Raw genomic sequence first — 21,083 nt, 5'->3', positions numbered from 1 at the left:
AGAATTCTCACAGGATCTTCGGCCTCAAGTGGGCTGCGTTGTCACACTTTTATGCACCGGGCGAAACATATTAACTTCCGCCGCCTACGGCTAGAGGTTTTCTAGCAGGTGCCCCATTTTTTCCCGTTTAGTTTTGAGATAGCGAAGGTTTTCGCAGGTCGGTGATATCTCGATCGGTACTCTTTCGACGACATTGAGACCATATCCTTCTAGACCGACGATCTTTTTGGGATTATTGGTCATGAGTCGAATTTTCCGCACGCCGAGATCCAGTAGAATCTGCGCGCCGATACCGTAGTCTCGAAGATCATCTTGAAAGCCGAGTGCCACATTGGCCTCTACCGTATCATGACCATCGTCCTGCAAGGCATAGGCTTTAAGTTTATTGATCAGACCGATGCCCCGTCCTTCCTGGCGCATGTAGACGATAACGCCACAGCCGTCATCGGCGATTTGACACATGGCCGAGTGCAATTGGTCACCGCAATCACAACGCAAGGAACCGAATACGTCTCCGGTCAGGCATTCTGAATGAACCCGAACCATCACCGGCTTTTCCGGATCAATGGTACCTTTAACCAGGGCCAGGTGCTGTAAATCATCGACCTCATTTTCGTAAGCGATGGCCTGAAAGTCACCACCAAAGGGGGTCGGAATAATGGTGTCGGCAGCTCGCCGAACCAACAGCTCTTTGCGCATACGATAGCTGACAAGGTCTGCTACAGTAACGATTTTGAGGTCGTGTTTCTTGGCAAACTTTTTCAGTTGCGGCATGCGAGCCATGCTGCCGTCATCGTTCATGATCTCGCAGATAACACCAGCCGGTTTAAGTCCCGCCAGTCTCGCCAGATCGACCGAGCCCTCAGTCTGCCCGGCGCGTACAAGAACACCACCTTTTTTGGCCCTTAAAGGAAAAACATGACCGGGTCTGGCCAGGTCTTTAGCCTGCGATTCATCGGCAATTGCAACCTGAATCGTGGTCGCTCGATCCTTGGCGGAAATGCCCGTCGAAACACCACGGCGGGCTTCGATGGAAACGGTAAAAGCTGTCCCGAAAGACGAACTGTTTTCCTGTACCATCAGGGGCAGGTCCAACTCGTCGGCCCGCTCTTCGGTGAGGGATAAGCAGATTAAACCTCGCCCTTCCTTAGCCATGAAATTAACGGCCTCGGGTGTGACCAGTTCAGCTGCGATGACCAGATCGCCTTCATTTTCTCGATCCTCATCATCGACCAATATAACCATTTTGCCCTGGCGGATATCTTCCAGGGCCGCTTCAATATTTTGAATCGGCATGTCGTTGCCTCCCTTTCGCGGGGCGTACTATGTCACAGAAAGCCATTTTTGGCAAGCATATCGAGGCTGAGAGCCCCCTCTTCACCTCGCTCTGAAGCGGGCCGGAGCAGACGCTCCACGTATTTTCCGAGCAGGTCTGTTTCGATATTGACGGTTGAGCCAACCCGACGCTCTTGCAGAGTGGTTTTCGCCAGAGAATGGGGAATAACGGCCACGCTGAACCCTTGTCCGCTGACACTGTTAACCGTCAGACTGATCCCGTCGATAGCCACGGAACCCTTTTCCACCAGGTAGCGCTGTAGTGCGGCAGGAACTTCAATAGTAAAACGCACCGCGTTTCTATCCTGATAACGTTCAGTCACCACACCAAGCCCATCGACATGACCGCTGACCAAATGGCCGCCCAGTCGGTCGGACAAACGCAAAGCCCGTTCCAGGTTTACTTGCTGACCGGGACGTAAATCACCGAGTACAGTCCGGGAGAGGCTCTCCGCAGAAACATCTGCGCTGAACTGTCCGCCTCCAAAGGTCACCACGGTCAAACAGACACCATTAACGGCAATGCTATCGCCCAGAGCAATCTCATCCATAGACAGGGAGGTCGCAATAGTAATTCGCCCACTGCCGCCTCCGGTCTGAAGAGAGCGCACGGTACCGAGATCTTCGATCAGGCCGGTAAACATCGTATTACCTCTCCCTCAATAAGTATGTCGTCGCCAAATTGACGAAAACGAATATCCTGCAATTGTTTGGCGTCCGCCAGGCGGGCAAAACCTTCCCCGGCAAAAATACCGAAGCCACCATTGCCGCCGATCACCTTTGGCGCGACAAAAATCATCATGCGGTCGATCAGGTCTGCCTTTAGAAAAGCCGCATTTAATTGCGCCCCGCCTTCCAGTAAAACACTCTGCACCCCGCGGCGCCCCAATTGTGCCAACAGATCGTGCAAATCGACCCGCCCGTCGGATTCTGCGGTTTTCAAAAGAGTTGCGCGGTTCTCCAGGAGACGGTCTCGGCGCTCTACTGATGCTGTGGAAATATGTGCAATCAAAGTTTCAGCAGATGAATCAAGGTGGAGCAGGGTCGCCTGGGGAGGTGTCCGTAATTGAGAATCGACGACAATGCGTAAAGGATCCCGTCCCCCCGGCAAACGGGTGGTGAGTTTAGGGTCATCATGCAGTACGGTTCCGACACCGACCATGATAGCATCGACGCGGTCCCGAAGACGATGGACCTCTTCACGGCTCCGGGAATTGGAAATCCATTGGGAATCGCCGGTCGAGGTGGCTGTCTGGCCATCGAGAGTAACGGCGCTTTTGAGAATAACGAATGGAAGCCCGGTAGTTACATGCTTGGCAAAAGGGGCGATCAGGCGGCGGCACTCTTTATCACGGAGACCGACTGCAACCTGAATTCCGGCTTGCTGTAGGCGGCGGATGCCTGAACCGGCCACTTGCGGGTTGGGATCTTGGGTACCGACAAAGACACGCCGAATGCCGGCAGCAATTATCACCTCGGTGCAGGGGCCGGTGCGGCCTTGATGGGAACAGGGTTCAAGGGTGACATAAAGATCGGCATTTACAGCACGCTCAGCTGCTGCTTGCAGGGCAAAGACTTCTGCATGAGGCTGGCCGGCAGCGGGATGGAACCCCTCGCCGACGATCTGATTGTCGGCAACAACCACGGCGCCGACAGCCGGATTGGGCCTGGTCCGTCCCTCAGCTTGGGCTCCTAGCTCAAGAGCCCGACGCATATATCGATCCGCAGTTGCTTCCATGACTGAAAAGACCTGTAACTGTTGGTGCTCATACGGAGACTCCGGATGATCACCGGACTGGTTGCCGAGTTGAAAACGAGAGATTTTTCGTCGTGGCAAGAGAATCAAGGGCTTGCGCGGAGGCGTACACCGGTACGCCACACAAGCAAGCTCGAAGATTGACGCCGCCACGGCGGAAAAGAGCCGTTTTCAGACAGAAACTGATTAACCGGGCTTCTGACCGCCGCCGTCTGCAAGGATATCCTTAAGTTCATCCATGAATTCATTGATATCTTTGAACTGGCGATAAACCGAAGCAAAGCGAACGTAGGCGACCTCGTCTATTTCATGAAGAGCATCCATGACCGCTTTACCGATGCGGCTGGAATCAACCTCGCGATCACCGCTTTCCTGCAATTGGCGTTCAAGCTGATCGACAATATTTTCAATGGTCGCAAAGGATACAGGACGCTTTTCGCAGGCTCGCTGCATACCGGCAATCACTTTAAGCCGATCGAAAGGTTGGCGACGGCCATCCTTTTTAACAATCAGAGGCAGTATCTCCTCGACCCGCTCGTAAGTGGTAAAGCGACGCTCGCACTGCAGACATTCCCGGCGGCGACGAATACTGTTGCCTTCCTTGCCAAGACGCGAATCAATGACACGATTATCGGCAAAGCCGCAGAACGGACATTTCATAGTGAGGTATCCGAAACCTTTGGAGCATCGCCTATCAGAAGGACTTCAATCCCGGCTTCCTGCAACATCTGACGGGAGAGGTCATCAGGATAGCCTTCAAGGTAGAGTACCTTTTCGATGCCGGCGTTAATGATCATTTTACTGCAAATGACACAGGGCGAGTTGGTGCAATAGAGGGTAGCACCACTGATATTGATCCCGTGCTTAGCCGCTTGAATAATGGCATTCTGCTCGGCATGAAGCCCCCTGCAAAGTTCATGGCGTTGACCGGACGGCACCTGTTGAGCCTCCCTCAGACAAACCGAATCGCCACAATGAGTGATTCCTGAGGGCGTACCGTTATATCCTGTAGCGAGGATATTTTTATCCTTGACCAACAAGGCTCCCACCTGGCGGCGCAGACAAGTCGAGCGTCTGGCCACCAAGCGGGCAATTTCCATGAAATACTCTTCCCAGGATGGACGAGTCATTACTTCAGCCGATGAGCATAGAGGGGGAATTTTTTGCACAATTCCTTAACCTCTCCACGGATCTCTTCCAGAACCGTATCGTTATCCATATTCGCGATGGCTCTCTCAATCCATGCCGCGACCAGTTCCATCTCGGCTTCCTTAAGACCGCGAGTCGTGGTGGCCGGGGTGCCGAGACGAATACCGCTGGTAACGAAAGGCGAGCGGGTCTCAAAGGGTACCGTATTCTTATTGGCGGTGATACCGGCTTTTTCCAGGGCTGCAGAAGCCATCTTTCCGGTGATCTCACTGCCGCTGAAATCGATCAGCATAAGATGATTATCGGTACCGCCGGAAACCAGATTGAAACCACGCTTGACCAGAGCAGAGGCCAGCACCTTGGCGTTTTTAACGACCTGCTCGGTATAAGCTTTAAATTCTGGAGTCAATGCTTCTTTAAAAGCAACGGCCTTGGCGGCAATAACGTGCATCAATGGGCCGCCCTGGATGCCGGGGAAAATGTTGCTATCGATGATCTTGGCGTATTCTTCACGACACAACACCATACCACCGCGGGGACCACGCAATGTTTTATGGGTGGTGGTAGTGACGAATTCGGCATGAGGCACCGGGCTCGGATGCACCCCGGCAGCGACCAAACCGGCGATGTGTGCCATGTCGACCATTACCTTGGCGCCGACCTTGTCGGCAATGCGCCGGAAGGCTTCAAAATCGATGGTCCGGGCATAGGCGCTGGCACCAGCGACAATCAGGGTCGGTTTACATTCGAGGGCAATACGCTCGACTTCATCGTAGTCGATACGGCCGGTTTCCTTGTCAACGCCGTATGAAACAATGTTGTACAGTTTCCCGGAAAAGTTAACCGGCGAACCATGGGTAAGATGACCTCCATGCGAGAGATCCATGCCCAACACAGTATCGCCCGGCTTGCAGACGGCAAAATATACCGCCATATTGGCTTGGGATCCGGAGTGGGCCTGGACATTGGCGTGATCTGCGCCAAAAATCTCCTTGGCTCTCGCAATAGCCAGATCTTCGACCATATCGACCTTTTCGCAACCACCATAGAAGCGTTTGCGCGGATAGCCTTCAGCATATTTGTTGGTCATGACGGAGCCCTGAGCTTCCATGACCTGTTCGCTGACGAAATTTTCCGACGCGATGAATTCCAAATTGTATTCCTGGCGTTCCGTTTCCTGCCGTATGGCCCCGGCGACTTCAGGATCGAAATTAGCGAGCATCTCAGCCATCCTTCTCAACCTCCATATTAACTCGATGTATTCTGATAATTGAATTTCTTTAAAACAAGGAATGGGCAGGCCGCAGCCTGCCCATTTAGCGTTGAACCGTTAGAGTATCCCGGCCCGAAGGTCCTGTTCTATCTGGGCGATTTTATCGAGGCGCTGCTGATGCCTGCCGCCTTCAAAGGCTGTATCCAACCAGATACCGACCATTCGGCAAGCGGCTTCGGGCGTTTGAACACGCCCCCCCAGCACGATGATATTAGCATTATTATGCTCTTTAGACATCTGTGCGGTAAAATCGTCCCACACCAGAGCCGCTCTCACCCCGGGGAACTTATTGGCCACGATGGACATACCGATGCCAGTCCCACAGACAAGGATACCCTTATCCGCTTCACCCTTGGCAATGGCACGTGCCACCTTTTCGCCGAAATCCGGATAATCGACAGAGTCGCCGTTATCGGTTCCAAGATCACGAACCTCGATGCCCCGTGCAGCCAGATAATTCAAGATAAGCTCTTTCATCGGCAAACCGCCGTGATCGCTGGCAATTAAGAACATCATAAAATCCTTATACCTTACGGAACAATAAACTGGCGTTAGTGCCACCGAAACCAAAAGAATTAGATAACGCCACCTTAACCTCAGCCTGACGTGCTTCATTAGGAACGTAATCGAGGTCACACTCGGGATCGGGTTCCTGATAGTTGATCGTGGGCGGCACAACACCGCGATCAATGGTAAGAAGCGCAAACGCCGCCTCGATACCACCGGCAGCCCCGAGAGCGTGGCCCGTCATACCTTTGGTAGAACTGACCATGGTCTTGTAGGCATGATCACCAAGAACGGTCTTGATCGCCATCGTTTCATACAGGTCGTTGAAGTGGGTCGAAGTTCCGTGGGCATTAATGTAGTCGACGTCTTCCGCTGCGATACCGCCATTTTTGAGAGCCATCTTCATACAGCGGGCGGCCCCTTCCCCACCAGGGGCAGGAGCGGTTAAATGATGGGCATCGGAGGTCAGACCATAGCCACAGACTTCGCCGTAAATTTTTGCGCCGCGAGCCTTGGCTGCTTCATATTCTTCAAGCACCAGAATGCCGGCGCCTTCAGCCATAACGAAACCATCGCGATTTTTTTCAAAGGGCCTACTGGCGGTCTGAGGATCGTCGTTACGGGTAGACAGGGCACGCATTACATTGAAACCGCCGATAGCTAAGGGGGTAATAGTCGATTCGGCGCCCCCCGCAATCATGGCATCCGCATCGCCACGGGCAATAATATGATAAGCATCACCGATTGAATGGGTGCCGGTAGCACAGGCCGAGACTGAAGAGACGTTAGGCCCCTTGGCACCGTATTTCATCGAAATTTGGCCGGGAGCCAAATTGGTAATAAGCATCGGGATAAAGAAAGGGGAAATCTTTTTGTAGCCCCCTTCAAGCATGGCCTGGTGATATTTCTCAATGGCCGGCAGACCACCAAGACCAGCCCCCACCAGAACACCGACCCGTTCCGCATTTTCTTCGGTCACTTGCAGGCCGGAGTCTTCCATGGCTTCTTCGGCTGCGGCCAGAGCGTATTGGATAAAGAGATCCATCTTCTTGATCTCTTTCTTAGGCATATAGTTCGTGGCGTCAAAATCTTTGACTTCGCCGGCAATCTGAGTCGGAAACTCAGAGGCATCAAACCTAGTGATACGATCAATACCGGAGCGCCCGGTCATCAACGCATCCCAGTTCTTTTCCACCCCAGTACCCAAAGCGGAAACCACCCCGAGTCCAGTTACTACGACTCTACGCATATTAAAATGCCTCCTTTACACCGTCCTTTCGTGGACCAGTGTCATTGCCGGCGTTACTTTAATAGCCGGCAACGCGCAGCTAGGCGTTGCCGGCTCATTCTTGCCAGTTAAAAAACGGAGGAAACAGGTGTTCCCTCCATTGTCCCTACAGTGTAGATCGAATCAGGAGTTATCTGCAATATAGGAAATTGCATCCCCAACAGTAGCGATCTTCTCGGCATCTTCATCGGAAATTTCGATATCGAATTCCTCTTCCAAAGCCATAACCAGCTCAACGGTATCGAGCGAGTCAGCACCCAGGTCGTCCATGAAAGCAGCTTCCGCGGTCACCTGATCTTCTTCAACTCCAAGTTGCTCTGCTACAATTTGCTTGACTTTTTCCTCAATAGAAGCCATTTGCTTCACCTCCTTGTTGATGTTCGGACCATCCGTTTGTGAATGGACTAGCTAACTACATATACATACCGCCGTTGACGCCGAGCACTTGACCGGTAATATATCCGGCCTGCTCGGAAGCCAGGAAAGCAACGGCATGGGCGATATCTTGCGCTTCTCCAAGACGAGCCAGAGGTATTTGCCCCTGAAGCTCTTCCTTAACCTTATCCGACAGGGTATCGGTCATATCGGTAACGATAAATCCAGGAGCGATGGCATTGGCTGTCACATTGCGACGAGCCAATTCTCTGGCGATGGATTTCGTTAGCCCGACAAGTCCGGCCTTGCTGGCACAGTAGTTGGCCTGACCGGCGTTACCCATCTCTCCAACCACAGAGGAAATATTCACGATACGGCCACTACGCTGCTTGCTCATGATTTTAGCAGCCGCACGACAGCAATAGAAGGCCCCTTTTAGATTGGTATCCAGAACGGCATCCCAATCTTCGTCCTTCATCCGCATCAACAGGCCGTCCCGGGTAATCCCGGCATTATTAACGAGAATATCCACCTGGCCGAAAGTTTCTTTGGCTGCAGCAAAGAGAGCATCTACATCTTGGCTGATGCCAACATCACCCGGCACTGCAAGGGCTTTTCCGCCTTGTTCCTGAATTTCAGCCACAAGAGAATCAAGGGCGGCTACATTTCTAGCCGATGCCACGATAATAGCGCCCAGGGAAGCCAGATGCAAAGCAATGCCGCGACCTATGCCCCGCGAAGATCCAGTAATAATGGCTACCTTATCTTGAAGCATGCGTTTTTCTCCCTTTTAGTTACAGGCCCTGAAGTCCTGATGCATCTTGTACATTATGCAAAGCAAGGCCTCGAGCGATACGCTTAACTAACCCGGTAAGCACCTTACCCGGTCCGATTTCAACAAATTGCTCGACTCCAAGTGAAGCCATGTGTTGTACGGATTCTTCCCAGCGCACGGGAGCTGAAACCTGCGCTACGAGAAGTTCCTTAACACGCTGGGACTCACTGTAGGCCTGAGCTTCGACATTGCTGACTACCGGGACAGTAAGATCACTTATCGAAACGGTGTCGAGGACCTTGGCAAGACGCTCGGCAGCGGGCAGCATGAGGCTGCAGTGAAAAGGTGCACTGACGGGAAGAGCCAAAGCCCGCTTGGCGCCTCGTTCTTTAGCCAAGCCCATGGCTCGTTCAACAGCTGCCACATGACCGGCAATAACCACCTGGCCAGGACTGTTGAAATTGGCTGGCGCAACCACTTCCCCTGCAGCGGCCTGTTGACAGACATCCTCCAGGTCGGCTCGGTCAAGCCCAATAATCGCCGCCATGGTCCCGACTCCGACAGGCACTGCATCCTGCATAAACAGGCCACGCTGGCGAACAGTGGTCACGGCATCTCTAAACGCCAAGGCCCCGGCGCAGACCAATGCGGAGTACTCGCCAAGGGAATGTCCGGCAGCAAAAGCCGCCGTCAGCCCGCACTCGTCAGCAATTACCCGCTGAGCAGCGATACTGACCGTCAGTATGGCAGGTTGTGTATTGGCCGTCAGCTGAAGGTCAGCCTCGGGACCATCAAAACATATCTTGGCAATATCGAATCCGAGGCTGTCGTTCGCCTCTTCAAATACCTCTCGGGCTACAGCAAAATTATCAGCAAGATCTTTTCCCATACCCGGGTATTGAGAACCCTGTCCAGGAAAAATAAAAGCAACTTTAGACATTAACTACTCCTTGACCGATCACAAAATTCAACCGTTACCAACGCAGCAGTGCTGAACCCCAGGCGAAACCGCCACCAAAAGCGTCCAACAATAACAGGTCACCTTCTTTGAGGCTCCCTTGCCGGTTGAGTTCGTCCAGAGCCAGGGGAATCGATGCGCCCGAGGTGTTTCCGACCCGATCGACATTCATTACCAGTTTTTCCGAAGGCAACCCAAGTCTCTTGGCCGTCGCCTCAAGAATACGACGGTTTGCCTGATGTGGAACAAAGTAGGCTAACTGATCCACGCTTACCTTGTTGGCAGACAAAGCCTCTTCTGCCGCATCACATAAGGCTCGCACAGCAACTTTAAATACCTCGTTTCCCTGCATCTGAATATAGGGAAGATATTTTTTTCCGTCCTGCCCGCATGCCGGGTTACGCGAACCGAAACCAAGCTGATACAGAAGGCCCCACTGAGAGCCGTCGGTATGCAGATGGGTGGAGAGAATGCCACGATCTCCCTCTTGCCCCTCCAAAACCACGGCGCCGGCGCCATCGCCGAACAAGATACAGGTAGTGCGGTCCTGCCAGTCAACAATGCGGCTGAAAATCTCAGCGCCGATCACCAGAACACGCTTGGCCTTACCGGATCTGATATAACTATCGGCGGTAGACAAGCCGTAGACAAAGCCACTACAGGCCGCCGACAAATCGAAGGCAAACGCCTTGTCAGCACCGATCTGGCTCTGCACCAGACAAGCGGTAGCGGGCCAACTGAAATCACCGGTAACCGTGGCCACCAGGATCAAGTCGATATCACCAGCGGTCAAACCAGCCATATCAAGGGCCTGCAAAGCCGCTTTGCTGGCCAGGTCGGAGGTATATTCTTCCTCACCGGCGATATGACGCTGGCGAATACCGGTGCGAGTTACGATCCATTCGTCGCTGGTATCGAGCATTTGCTCAAGGTCACCATTGGTGAGAACCCTCTCAGGCAAATATGCTCCGGTGCCAACTATACGACTATATAGCATCTAGATACGTCCCCCACCAACAACGTAGCCAATACCAGCTAAAAGGAACACTATCCCTTTTCGTCAGCAGGCGTATCATCGGCCCCCATATGCAAATGCTCAATCAGTCGATCATTAACGCGTTGGGCCACCGATTCACGGGCAAGACCAATGGCATTCATAATCGCACGGGAAGCCGATCCGCCATGGCAGATCATACCCGTTCCCTGAATGCCAAGCAACGGCGCACCGCCGTATTCGGCATAGTCGATACGTTTCTTGAAAGCGGCAAAGGCCGGTTTGCACAGTAAATAACCGATCTTGGCCAAAAAGCGGCTGCCGATTTCTCGTCGCAAAATTGAACTGATCGCTTCGGCCAGGCCTTCTGAGACCTTGAGAACGATATTACCGACAAAACCATCGCAGACAACTACATCGACTTTACCATTGAATAGGTCACGCCCCTCGACGAAGCCGAGGTAGTTGAGGTCAGACCCCTTCAGTAACTGATGCGCCTGACGGGTCAGATCGTTGCCCTTGCTGTCTTCTTCACCGTTGGAGAGAATACCTATGCGCGGCTGGGTCTTCCCCAGTACGGACTTGGCATAGATCTCACCCATCAATGCAAATTGTTCTAAATGGGCAGGTTTACAATCGACCGTACCACCAACATCGAGAACAACTGTCTGATCGACCATGTTGGGCATGATCGTAGCGATGGCCGGCCGGTCTATACCACGAATACGTTTCAGCCGAAACATGCCTACAGCCAAAGTCGCACCGGAATTTCCTGCGCTGACCACAGCATGAGCCTCCCCGTCTCGCACAAGATCAAAAGCGACCCGTACCGAGGAATCCTTTTTTTTGCGGACAGCATCGGAAGCTGAATCCTTCATGCCGATAACTTCGCTGGCATGCTGGATTCGGATATCAAGACCGGAGGTCGTCTCCTGGGCCAGACAGGCTTCGACCCGCTCTCTATCACCAACTAAAATAATGGACACGCCCCAACGCCGGGCAGCCGCAACAGCACCCTGAACCTCTACGGCGGGTGCATTGTCTCCGCCCATGGCATCAACGGCAACTACTATTTTTTCCTTCAAGCGGTCGACCTCTTATTATGCTTCTGTCTCGGTAACATCTTTACCTTTGTAGGTACCACAGCTACCACAAACCCGATGAGGCTGTTTGGGCTCTTTACACTGGGGGCAAATAGAGATACCGGGAGCAGAAAGGCTATCGTGAGCCCGACGCATGTCACGTTTGGATTTGGATGTTTTTTTCTTTGGTACAGCCATGTTAAGCACTCCTTATGTATCGGCGACTCCTGCCACCGATTTGATTCGTCATTACGCACCGCCCTGAGCGGTGAAGTTTATCGTTTTTTAACCTTGAAATCTTTCAAGGCGGCCATTTTTAAATTAATATCCTGTGGAGGGCAATCACAAGTCCCGGTGTTAAGATCCATTCCACACTGAGAGCAAAGCCCTTTACACTTCTCATCACAAACAGGGCTATTCGGTAAAGCCATAACCAACTGTTCCTGTATACTCTCCGACAGATCGATCTCATCTCCGTCGAAAAGAATCAAACCCATATCTTCAGCACTAAGTTCAGCACCCTCGTCGTCGCCATCATCAACGATTTCAACATGGGGCAATTCACGACAGTAGGTCAGGACAAAATCGCTGCTGATATCAAGATCGAATTCTTGCAGGCACCGACCACAGGTGAAATTCGCACGCACCGATGCCTGCCCTTCCACCTCGACCATTTCATGAGCAAGAAAAACCTTAACCTCTACCGTAACCGGACCGACAAATTGGCAGGAACCGCTTTGTGCAATCTCGCCCAGTACAGGAAAGGCTGTCAGCGGTTCCTCCAACTCAAGTAACAGTCCCGCCTCTTTTACCTCATCTACAGATATAAGCACGCCTGACCTCCCCAAGCACCGCTGAATAAGCGGGTAGTATAAAGCCTGCCCCTTTTTTGTCAAGGCAAAAACCATTCCCTGCAAAAGCCCATAAATGAAGCGTTTCCCTATCCCCTCTCCCCCTATCATTGCAACCGAATATTTGCGAAAATGTAATACAAATAAAGATATGGACCCCTTCACGAGAAAATTGCCGCATCCATTGAATAACTCAGGAGAAAACCCATGCAACAGACAGAAGCTGCAAAAGCCCTTCAACGATTGTTGTCCATAATGGCAAGACTGCGAGGTCCTGACGGTTGTCCGTGGGACACCGAACAAACTCCAGAAACACTAAAACCCTTTTTACTGGAAGAATGCTATGAAACCCTGGAAGCGATCGATAATGGTCAACCCGCTGAAATTTGTGAGGAGCTTGGCGACCTTTTACTGCAAATAGTCTTTCAAGCCCGGATTCATGAAGAACGCTCTGACTTCAGCATGGTAGATGTCATAACCGGCATAGCCGACAAACTGGAGCGGCGGCATCCACATGTCTTCGGTAATATTGAATGCAAGACACCTGCAGATGTATCGGCCCAGTGGGAAACAATCAAAAAGCAAGAAAAAGAGACACTGGGCAAAGCCGAAACAACCCTAGGCTCCATACCGAAAAGCTTACCGGCCCTGATGCACGCAAAGAAACTGACTGAACGAGCAAGCCGTGCCGGTTTTGATTGGCCTGAAATCGATGGCGCCTTTGCCAAAGTCAGGGAGGAAATGGCAGAACTGGAAGAGGCCTTGAGGGAAGACCATCAGCAGTCCATCGAAAACGAGCTGGGAGACCTCCTTTTTGCGACAGCTAATCTCGGCCGCTATTTAAACATCGATGCCGAGGAGGCATTACGGAAAACAGTCGGTCGCTTTATCTTTCGTTTTGGCCACGTCGAAAGCTCTCTGGAGAAAAGCGGTCGCTCTCTCCGAAAAGCCTCTTTGGCTGAGATGGAAACTCTTTGGCGAGAAGCCAAGGCCCTAACCAAAACCTAAAAAACCCTGTTCAATCGGGGCCCTTGGATACTTTTCAACAAATTCTGTGGAAGACCTGTGCATAAGGCTGTACACAACCGAGAGGCCACAGCCCCCATCGGCACCCCCAACAACCTGCCTATTTTTTAAGCATATAAAGTTTTGCATTGAAATACAATCAGTTACACATTTGGGCGTCAGAAAATAAGCTATAACCAGGAAAACATAACGAATAACTGTTTTCTATTTTTTTAAATAATTGAAATTATTATAGAAAAGGAAATTGGCACTAAGTTTTACCCACAATTGCGAATCGTCCGCCGAACAACATAAGGTTGTCTAAAACCATTATTTTTATATCCCTGTGCCATAGAACGAACCTTTTAATAACAACAAGATTAAGTTTGAAATTCATCCCATATCACGGTTAGTTGACCCTATTGCTTACCTCACCGGTCAAAAAACTCTTGATGTTGGCAACTGCAATGTCCAGCAGTCTCCTACGGGCCTCTTCAGTAGCCCATGCGACATGGGGAGTGACATGGACATTGGCGGCGGTGAGTAAAGGATTATCGACTGAGGGTGGCTCACTGGACAAGACATCGATACCCAGACCTGCCAGCCGGCCACTGTTCAGCGCAGAGGCAACAGCTTGTTCGTCGAGCAAGGGGCCCCGAGCCGTATTGATAAGCAACGCCCTTCTCTTCATCATGTGAAGTAGAGAGGCATTGACGAGGCCGGCTGTGTCCTCTGACAAAGGACAATGCAAGCTAACTACGTCGCTTTGTGCAAAAAGTTCTTCCAGGCCCAGAAACACTATTCCTTCGGTCTCTTGCCAACTCCGGTACTTCTCTGGATGGGCGGTATGTACCTGCACCTGCATGCCGAAGGCTGAAGCCACGCGAGCCACCTGGCGACCGATCTGGCCAAACCCCACCAATCCCAAGCGCAACCCCGTCAGCTCCCGTAACGGGCGATCCCAAAAACAGAAGTCGGGACTTTCACACCAGCGCCCCTCTTCCCGGACCAGCCGACTGTAGTGACCGACCTGCTGTGTCATCTCCAACAATAAAGCAAAAACCATCTGCACGACGGAAGAAGTACTGTACCCCGGCACATTGGTCACAACGATATTGTGGCGAGTCGCCGCGGAAACGTCGACGATATCATACCCGGTAGCCAAAACTCCGACATATCGAAGCTTCGGTAGTTTTTCGATCAAAGAGCCATCAATAGGCACCTTATTGGTCAGCAGTATCTCCGCGCCTAGAGCACGATCCTGCAGTACTTCGAGTCCGGTACGATCATAGACCTTCAATTCGCCCAAAGCGGCCAAATCGGACCAGCTGAGGTCTCCTGGGTTAAGCGTGTGTCCATCCAACACCACTATTTTCAAAACTTCCTCCTTTTGACAACGGACATAACCCTGACTACACTTTTCAGCAAGAACTTACGCCTATATATTTAAATCGGGAAACAGTCTTACCGTCTATTTCTACAGTTTCTACAAACATATGCAGAGGCCTGACCCATAGATCGCCCTCACCATAGAGAGGCCGATAAACTACAAGTTCTTCTTCCGTTTCGGAATGCCGAGCCACACCAAGAACTTCATATTCAAGGCCTTTAAAATGGCGATACCGGCCACACTTAACCACAATCATATTTATCCCTTTCCCAGAAGTTGCTACCAACCTCTTCAGATATCCCTACCAGTAAAAGATAACATTACTCTCACGAGCTACAAGAGCTGCACTCCAGCATCCAAAGAACGCCAGACTTACCCTCTAGACCACAAAAGCATAAAACAGGTGGGTTAATTTTGACAACTACAGTAGAGAAACGGAAGAAATGGGAATTGAACAAACCTGGCTAGGGGAAGGGAGTAATAGCCATTGAAGAAAAACCGGTCAGCTAACTGGCAGCAACCTGATTGCGGCCAGCTTCTTTAGCCTGATAAAGGGCCTCGTCTGCTGCCCTGATAAGAATTTCCGGTGAGGTACCGGAACCAGGGATCTGCGACGCCACACCAAGACTAAGCGTAACGACAGACGCAGCACGGGATGTTTCATGGGGAAGAGCCAACGCTTCTATTGCATGACGAACCCGCTCAGCAAACTTAGTGGCGCCCTCTAAAGGGGTATTCGGCAACAAAAAAACAAACTCTTCTCCACCATAGCGACAAGCAAGATCTCCGGCTCGCATAGCGCATCCGCCAAGAGCTTGCGCTACCTGACGCAGACAGTCATCACCGGTCTGGTGGCCATAGGTATCATTGTACGGCTTGAAAAAGTCGATATCGCATAAAACCAGGGAAAGACTTTGTTTTTCACGAGCCAATCGACGCCATTCCCGCTCTATGTTTTCATCGAAGGATCGTCGATTGGGCAACTGCGTCAGGCTATCCAATCGTGCCAATCGGGCGAGGGTAATATTGGCCTTGGCCAGAGCGGCTTCGGCCTGTTTGCGATCCGTGATATCCTTAAATTGCGCAACAATTCCAGGTGTACCATCCAAGGTCACCAAAGGAGCAGCTGATACGATAAAATGTTGTTCTCCCGAAGAGATACCTCGCGAAACATCATACTCCTTGGCAGAGAGAGAATTTATAGAGAGCTCTAGGGGGCAGGATTTCCCGTTGCAAAGGGGCGCTTCAAGCAAGGTGTTGCACGGACGGCCGACCACCTCTGCAGACGTTTTACCCAGCAAGTTAAGCATAGCGTCATTGGCGCGAACCACTATTTTATCATTACGCACCACCCACATGGCATCGGCACAGGAAGAAAAAACCTGGTCTAATTCCATGCTCAACATTTCAGCCTGTACTTGCTTCTGGTTTGCAGCGCCAATTGCTTCCAAAAGAATGTCGTGACTGCCTTGCAGCTCGTCACAAGAGCTACGCAAATAATTCCGCTCCTCTTCCAAACGCCGGATACGTTCTTTCAGCTCCTCTATTTGCGAAGCATCAGCGCACAATTCATTATCTGGCAATCCTGTGGTGGAACCACCACAACACCTCACGGTCATTGCATCCTCTCAATTATGGATCAATTAACATCAATGAATTACCATGATATTTAATTTTAATACAATACAAAAAGTACAAAATGGTCATAATTTTGACTATTTATGACTGAAGTCTTACCCTCCCCTATGTTTAACCGGTCAGATTAAGCGGTCGACTTGACCGATATAGGGCAAAGCCCTATATCGGTCGGAACAATCGAGACCATAACCGACAACCCACACTTCCGGTATATCAAACCCAATATAATCGGGAGTGATATCTATCTTTAACCGGCCAGGTTTACGTAAAAGGACGCAGGTGCGCAGGCTGGCAGGATTGCGAGCACCCAAGAGATGGGTCAAATAGTTCAGGGTTAAGCCACTATCAAGTATATCGTCGACAATAAGCACATGCTGTCCAGCCAGGTCGGAGCGTACATCCATTATAAGACGCAGAGAATCGCTGGGGTAGACTTGCTGCCCGTAGGCGGAAACAGCGATAAAATCAATTCGTCTGCGTATAGTTAGCGCCCGTGACAGATCCGCCAGGAAGATATAACAACCACGCAATACACCGACCATGACCAGTTCGTCTGCGGCAGCATAATCACGGCTGATTTGCCGAGAAAGTTCCTGCACTCGACGAGCAATCTGCTCAACAGTTAACATCACTGCCGGTTGCGGTTCCACCCCAGCCACATCAATCCTCCACAAATAGAGGAACAAACTTCATGGTCCGGACATGGACCAGACCCCGGTCGGTAAGCTTCAATTCCGGAATGACCTCCAGCGCCAGAAAACTCATGGTCATAAACGGATCATCCAACCTGCATCCAAGCCGACGAGCGGCCTGGGCCACCTCATTCTGGGAAGAGGCAACCTGTTCAATAGCACCATCGGACATCAGACCGGCAACAGGCAATGGCAAAAGCGCCAAAACCTCATGACCAAGAGCAACCGCCTGGCCACCACCAACGGCAGCAACCGCCCGTGCCGCCGTCAGCATGGAACGGTCATCGCCACCGATAACCATCAGGTTGTGATGATCGTGGGCCACGGTACTGGCTATGGCCCCGCGTTGTAAACCCATGCCGGTCACAAATCCAAGACCGCATTGACCACTTTCGCGATGTCGTTCGATTACCGCCATCTTCAGCAGATCTCGTTTCGGACAAGCCAGAGCCTCTTCAGCAACGATATGGGCCGGCATAATCCTGCAGGTCGTCGTCAGTTGATCTGGAATTACGCCGATGACTCTCATGTGAGTTCCCTGCGCCGCCACCTTGAGGTCTAGCCGCTGCCAATCAACCCGAACCGTATGCGCAAGCTTTGCAGGCACCCTCTCTGCCCTGTCTGCCGGCTGCTCTTTGGTTTCTACCAGTTGACCGGCCCGATAGACTCTTTTCGGCTGAAACTCGGAAAGGCTATCTACCACGAGAATATCCGCCCGACGCCCAGGAGCGAGCAGCCCTCGATCCCAAAGCCGATAATGCTCGGCCGGGTTAAGGGTTGCCATGCGCAAAGCGGTGATGGGCGGAACCCCGGCGTTCATGACCATCCGCAGCAAATTGTCGATGGAACCTTTCGTCAACAGATCGGCGGGACTTAAGTCGTCGGTACACAAAGAAATCCAGCGCTCATTGTAGTGGTCCAACAAGGGCAGCAGATCGAGAAGGTTGTGCGCCGCACTGCCTTCACGGAAAAAGACCTTCATACCGCTTCGCAAGCGGGCCGCCGCCTCGGCAATATTGACGCATTCGTGATCAGAAGAGATTCCAGCCGCGGCGTAGGCCTGGAGATCCCTTCCCATGAGTCCCGGACAATGGCCGTCAACAACTTGCCCCCGAAACATGGAGAGTTCTTTCAATAAACGATCTTTACCGGCGACCACCCCAGGAAAATCCATCACCTCGCCCAGACCCACCACCTTTGGATGATCGCCCAGCGATTGAATATCCTTGCTGGTTAAAGTGGCCCCAGAAGAAGCCAAGGCGGTAGCCGGCACTGACGAAGGCACCGTCAACAGGATATCGAGAGGCGCTCTATCTCCGGCCTGCAACAGATAAAGTATCCCTGCCATACCGAGTACGTTGGCAATTTCATGAGGATTGGCAATCACCGTGGTTACACCGTGGCTAATCACGGCCCTGGCATACTCTGCGGGATGCAGCATGGTGCTTTCGATATGGGCATGAGCATCGATCAGCCCCGGGCAAACGAAGCCACCCTGAAGATCGTGCTCTTCGTGGCCGAGACAGGCTTCATCAATGGCGGCGATGCGTCCATCACAGACCGCGATAGAGGCAGGATAAACCTGATGGTTAAGGACGTCGACCAACTGCAGATTGCGTAACACAAGGTCGGCGGGTTCGTCGCCACGAGCCACCGCCAGCAGCCGCTTTTGTTGCATAGCGCCTCCCCTGTTTAAGGGTTACCACTATAAAGAAAACTTAGGCTTTTTTTCAGTATACCCTGTTACAGCGACGCCAAAAAGACCTGGAGCAGCAAAACAGTGCAGGAATAACTGGTTATGGGAAACGGTAGAGGAATATATCTGAATAGACGTTCTTGATTTAATTTTGCTTAAACAGAAAAACAAAAGCCCGATCGGTCTGAGCAAACTAAGTGCGTCAGACCGATCGGGCCGTTATTCATTCCCAACGAGTTTTCGCCGGCAAAAACCGTTTATACGGTTGCCTGGCTCTGCCGGCCGCGTGAGCGGTGGCCTCCCTGAGCAGACTTATTGGAACGAGATCCGCTTTTACCCGATCGGCTGCCGGACTTAGCTGCTACACGCCGACGGTCGGCAGGTGGGGAGCCCTGTTTACGGCCCTTGGCCGGATCCCGGGGCGGCGCTGCTGCACTGTAGTCGAAATTGTCCAGGGTATGACATTCGATGGTACTTTTAAGAAGCCTTTCAATGGCCCGCACCATCCCCCGGTCCTCATTGGTGATCATGGTGAAAGCATCTCCTTTTCGAGCGGCTCGACCGGTACGACCAATGCGGTGAATATAGGACTCCGGTGTCGATGGTACGTCGTAATTGATGACATGAGAGACCTGGCTCACATCGATTCCCCGAGCAGCGATATCGGTCGCCACCAAAATTTGGAAGGTGCCTTTGCGAAAACCCTCCAAAGCTTTTTGACGTTGATTCTGCGACAGATTACCCTGCAATGACGTTGCCCGATAACCATCACGGTCCAACTGCTGCCCCAATCGTTTAGCGCGATGCTTGGTGCGGGTAAATACCAATACCGATTCGGTATCGGTGCGTTTTAGAAGTTCCCTCAACAGCGCTGTCTTAAGATGTTGAGCCACCGGATAAAGTGCATGGCTAACCGTTTCTGCCGGGGCCGTGGTACCGACCTGAACGGTCACAGCATCGTGCAGCACCTCATGAGCCAGATGGCGAATTTCCTTAGGCATGGTCGCTGAAAACAGCAATGTCTGCCGCTTACTGGGCAAATGTTTGAGAATACGTCGAATCTCCGGGAAAAAGCCCATATCGAACATCTGATCGGCCTCATCGAGGACTAATACCTCGAGGTGCGACAGATCGATGGTTCCTTGCCGGAGATGATCGAGCAAGCGCCCTGGGCAAGCCACAACGATCTCGGCGCCTCGCTTCAGTTTAGCAATCTGCGGATTGATGCTAACGCCACCATAGACCGTGACACTGCGAAGGCCAGTCTGTTGACCTAGGCTAGTAAAGGATTCGTGTATTTGTTCTGCCAGCTCACGAGTCGGCGCAACAACCAGAGCACGTACATGACCTTTGCTGCCGCTGGACAAACGCTGCAGAATAGGCAAAGCAAAAGCGGCGGTTTTTCCGGTGCCGGTCTGCGCCAACCCCATTACATCGCTTCCACTGAGCACTGCAGGGATAGCCTGTTCCTGAATCGGAGTGGGAGCAAGATAACCAGCGGCCTTGATGCCGCTCATGATCTGAGGTTGAAAATCGAAAGTTTGAAAATCCATAAGTTCCTTTTTCTTTAATAAAAAAAGCCCCGAGTTAATTTCGGGGCTTTACGATGGTCTTTTTCCAGAAATTAGTTTATCTCACTAAAACTAACAGATATTACTGTAAATTGTCAAGCAGGAGCTATTTTTCAAGACTGCAATCTCTAAGCAATGCATTAAACCTCCTGGCACACTTGACTCGCCACCATGCTTGACACCTCAAAATATTCGTGTAGCCTTTTAATCTTGTTCAACTTTTTGCGGTTGTGTTTTATGGGAATTTTTGAAAATTTCGGCAGGAAAATACTTGTTTTTAAAAACGTGCCCATGTTAGCCTTCCATCATCTTGGTAAATGTTGTGCGGATTCATGTAGCCCGGCATATTGACACGGCGTCAATCAAGAACAAAGCATTCAGACCCAATTCGGCTTTGTGTCTTTCAGCCAGAGGCTTCGATCTCCACAACAAAAACATCCCAACCGGGAAACATGGAGAAGAAAATGGCAGAAGGTACAGTCAAATGGTTTAACGACGCAAAAGGTTTTGGTTTCATCGAGCAGGACAACGGCCCCGATGTTTTTGTCCACTTTTCGGCTATCCAGGGCGACGGATTCAAGTCCCTTGCTGAAGGAGACCGGGTCTCTTTCGACGTGACCGAAGGACAAAAAGGTCCTCAAGCTTCTAACGTCTGCAAAATCTAAGTCGTCGCATCTGACAACATTCAAGCAAAAAGCCCTGCGGTTAGCCGCCGGGCTTTTTTTATCGCTATCTTTCTTTTTCACCT

General features: G+C 51.6%; 23 protein-coding genes. 2 read left to right on the top strand and 21 right to left on the bottom strand.

From position 1 onward, the window contains the following. Nucleotides 1–90 precede the first annotated feature (90 nt). The 15 genes from A7E78_RS01895 to A7E78_RS01825 all read right to left on the bottom strand — a co-directional run bounded on the left by A7E78_RS01895 (nt 91) and on the right by A7E78_RS01825 (nt 12,325). Nucleotides 91–1,296, bottom strand: coding sequence for a bifunctional 3,4-dihydroxy-2-butanone-4-phosphate synthase/GTP cyclohydrolase II (locus A7E78_RS01895; protein ID WP_072282678.1), 1,206 nt, complete (start codon nt 1,294–1,296; stop codon nt 91–93). 32 nt (nt 1,297–1,328) lie between these two features. Further along, nucleotides 1,329–1,979: a riboflavin synthase gene (locus tag A7E78_RS01890; RefSeq protein ID WP_072282677.1), complete on the bottom strand. Its 651-nt coding sequence runs from the start codon at nt 1,977–1,979 to the stop codon at nt 1,329–1,331. Beyond that, the gene (ribD, locus tag A7E78_RS01885) at nt 1,964–3,073 is read right to left on the bottom strand and encodes a bifunctional diaminohydroxyphosphoribosylaminopyrimidine deaminase/5-amino-6-(5-phosphoribosylamino)uracil reductase RibD (protein WP_072282676.1); all 1,110 of its coding nucleotides are present in this window, start codon (nt 3,071–3,073) and stop codon (nt 1,964–1,966) included. The genes A7E78_RS01890 and ribD overlap by 16 nt, the downstream gene beginning before the upstream one ends. Nucleotides 3,074–3,277: 204 nt before the next feature. Continuing rightward, nucleotides 3,278–3,751 (bottom strand): transcriptional regulator NrdR, encoded by a 474-nt coding sequence (nrdR, locus tag A7E78_RS01880; RefSeq protein ID WP_072282675.1) that lies wholly within the window; start codon nt 3,749–3,751, stop codon nt 3,278–3,280. Next, a complete protein-coding gene (locus tag A7E78_RS01875) occupies nt 3,748–4,221 on the bottom strand; it encodes a deoxycytidylate deaminase (RefSeq protein ID WP_072282674.1) in 474 nt (157 codons plus the stop codon). The genes nrdR and A7E78_RS01875 overlap by 4 nt, the downstream gene beginning before the upstream one ends. After that, nucleotides 4,221–5,462 carry a serine hydroxymethyltransferase gene (gene glyA / locus A7E78_RS01870; protein WP_145924926.1) on the bottom strand — a complete coding sequence of 414 codons (1,242 nt, stop codon included), beginning with the start codon at nt 5,460–5,462 and terminating at the stop codon, nt 4,221–4,223. Before glyA ends, A7E78_RS01875 begins: the two co-directional genes overlap by 1 nt. Nucleotides 5,463–5,570: 108 nt before the next feature. Then, nucleotides 5,571–6,026 (bottom strand): ribose 5-phosphate isomerase B, encoded by a 456-nt coding sequence (rpiB, locus tag A7E78_RS01865; RefSeq protein ID WP_072282672.1) that lies wholly within the window; start codon nt 6,024–6,026, stop codon nt 5,571–5,573. A gap of 10 nt (nt 6,027–6,036) precedes the next feature. Next, nucleotides 6,037–7,269, bottom strand: a complete 1,233-nt coding sequence (fabF, locus tag A7E78_RS01860; RefSeq protein WP_072282671.1) for a beta-ketoacyl-ACP synthase II — start codon at nt 7,267–7,269, stop codon at nt 6,037–6,039. A gap of 162 nt (nt 7,270–7,431) precedes the next feature. Continuing rightward, complete coding sequence (acpP, locus tag A7E78_RS01855; protein WP_072282670.1) at nt 7,432–7,665, bottom strand: acyl carrier protein; 234 nt, start codon at nt 7,663–7,665, stop codon at nt 7,432–7,434. A 55-nt stretch (nt 7,666–7,720) separates the two neighbouring features. Beyond that, entirely contained in the window at nt 7,721–8,458 is a 738-nt protein-coding gene (fabG, locus tag A7E78_RS01850) for a 3-oxoacyl-[acyl-carrier-protein] reductase (protein WP_072282669.1), read from the bottom strand. Between the two features lie 19 nt (nt 8,459–8,477). Further along, nucleotides 8,478–9,398 (bottom strand): ACP S-malonyltransferase, encoded by a 921-nt coding sequence (gene fabD / locus A7E78_RS01845; protein ID WP_072282668.1) that lies wholly within the window; start codon nt 9,396–9,398, stop codon nt 8,478–8,480. A gap of 34 nt (nt 9,399–9,432) precedes the next feature. Then, nucleotides 9,433–10,413, bottom strand: coding sequence for a beta-ketoacyl-ACP synthase III (locus A7E78_RS01840; protein ID WP_072282667.1), 981 nt, complete (start codon nt 10,411–10,413; stop codon nt 9,433–9,435). 50 nt (nt 10,414–10,463) lie between these two features. Then, nucleotides 10,464–11,483, bottom strand: a complete 1,020-nt coding sequence (gene plsX, locus A7E78_RS01835) for a phosphate acyltransferase PlsX (protein WP_072284998.1) — start codon at nt 11,481–11,483, stop codon at nt 10,464–10,466. Nucleotides 11,484–11,510: 27 nt separating this feature from the next. Beyond that, entirely contained in the window at nt 11,511–11,690 is a 180-nt protein-coding gene (gene rpmF / locus A7E78_RS01830) for a 50S ribosomal protein L32 (protein WP_072282666.1), read from the bottom strand. Nucleotides 11,691–11,767: 77 nt separating this feature from the next. After that, nucleotides 11,768–12,325 (bottom strand): YceD family protein, encoded by a 558-nt coding sequence (locus A7E78_RS01825; RefSeq protein WP_072282665.1) that lies wholly within the window; start codon nt 12,323–12,325, stop codon nt 11,768–11,770. A 225-nt stretch (nt 12,326–12,550) separates the two neighbouring features. Between A7E78_RS01825 and mazG the strand changes: the two genes are divergently transcribed. Continuing rightward, a complete protein-coding gene (gene mazG, locus A7E78_RS01820; protein ID WP_072282664.1) occupies nt 12,551–13,351 on the top strand; it encodes a nucleoside triphosphate pyrophosphohydrolase in 801 nt (266 codons plus the stop codon). 406 nt (nt 13,352–13,757) lie between these two features. Here mazG and A7E78_RS01815 read toward each other — a convergent pair whose 3' ends face one another. The 6 genes from A7E78_RS01815 to A7E78_RS01790 form a co-directional block, all read right to left on the bottom strand. Further along, nucleotides 13,758–14,726: a D-2-hydroxyacid dehydrogenase gene (locus A7E78_RS01815; protein WP_072282663.1), complete on the bottom strand. Its 969-nt coding sequence runs from the start codon at nt 14,724–14,726 to the stop codon at nt 13,758–13,760. Between the two features lie 43 nt (nt 14,727–14,769). Beyond that, nucleotides 14,770–14,994 carry a DUF1653 domain-containing protein gene (locus A7E78_RS01810; protein WP_201258019.1) on the bottom strand — a complete coding sequence of 75 codons (225 nt, stop codon included), beginning with the start codon at nt 14,992–14,994 and terminating at the stop codon, nt 14,770–14,772. A gap of 250 nt (nt 14,995–15,244) precedes the next feature. Further along, nucleotides 15,245–16,357 carry a diguanylate cyclase domain-containing protein gene (locus tag A7E78_RS15150; protein WP_083552541.1) on the bottom strand — a complete coding sequence of 371 codons (1,113 nt, stop codon included), beginning with the start codon at nt 16,355–16,357 and terminating at the stop codon, nt 15,245–15,247. A gap of 138 nt (nt 16,358–16,495) precedes the next feature. Further along, on the bottom strand, nt 16,496–17,035 hold the full coding sequence (gene hpt / locus A7E78_RS01800) for a hypoxanthine phosphoribosyltransferase (RefSeq protein WP_201258018.1): 540 nt from the start codon (nt 17,033–17,035) through the stop codon (nt 16,496–16,498). A 1-nt stretch (nt 17,036) separates the two neighbouring features. Beyond that, nucleotides 17,037–18,746, bottom strand: coding sequence for an adenine deaminase (ade, locus tag A7E78_RS01795; RefSeq protein WP_072282661.1), 1,710 nt, complete (start codon nt 18,744–18,746; stop codon nt 17,037–17,039). A 275-nt stretch (nt 18,747–19,021) separates the two neighbouring features. Further along, the gene (locus A7E78_RS01790) at nt 19,022–20,317 is read right to left on the bottom strand and encodes a DEAD/DEAH box helicase (RefSeq protein WP_072282660.1); all 1,296 of its coding nucleotides are present in this window, start codon (nt 20,315–20,317) and stop codon (nt 19,022–19,024) included. Nucleotides 20,318–20,799: 482 nt separating this feature from the next. Here A7E78_RS01790 and A7E78_RS01785 point away from each other — a divergent pair, with 482 nt between their 5' ends. Further along, on the top strand, nt 20,800–21,000 hold the full coding sequence (locus tag A7E78_RS01785; RefSeq protein WP_072282659.1) for a cold-shock protein: 201 nt from the start codon (nt 20,800–20,802) through the stop codon (nt 20,998–21,000). The last annotated feature ends 83 nt before the right edge of the window (nt 21,001–21,083 follow it).

The sequence above is a fragment of the Syntrophotalea acetylenivorans genome, assembly GCF_001887775.1.
GTDB lineage: Bacteria > Desulfobacterota > Desulfuromonadia > Desulfuromonadales > Syntrophotaleaceae > Syntrophotalea_A > Syntrophotalea_A acetylenivorans.
Note: the sequence above shows the minus strand (reverse complement) of the source record. Positions and strands in the feature narration are given on the sequence as shown.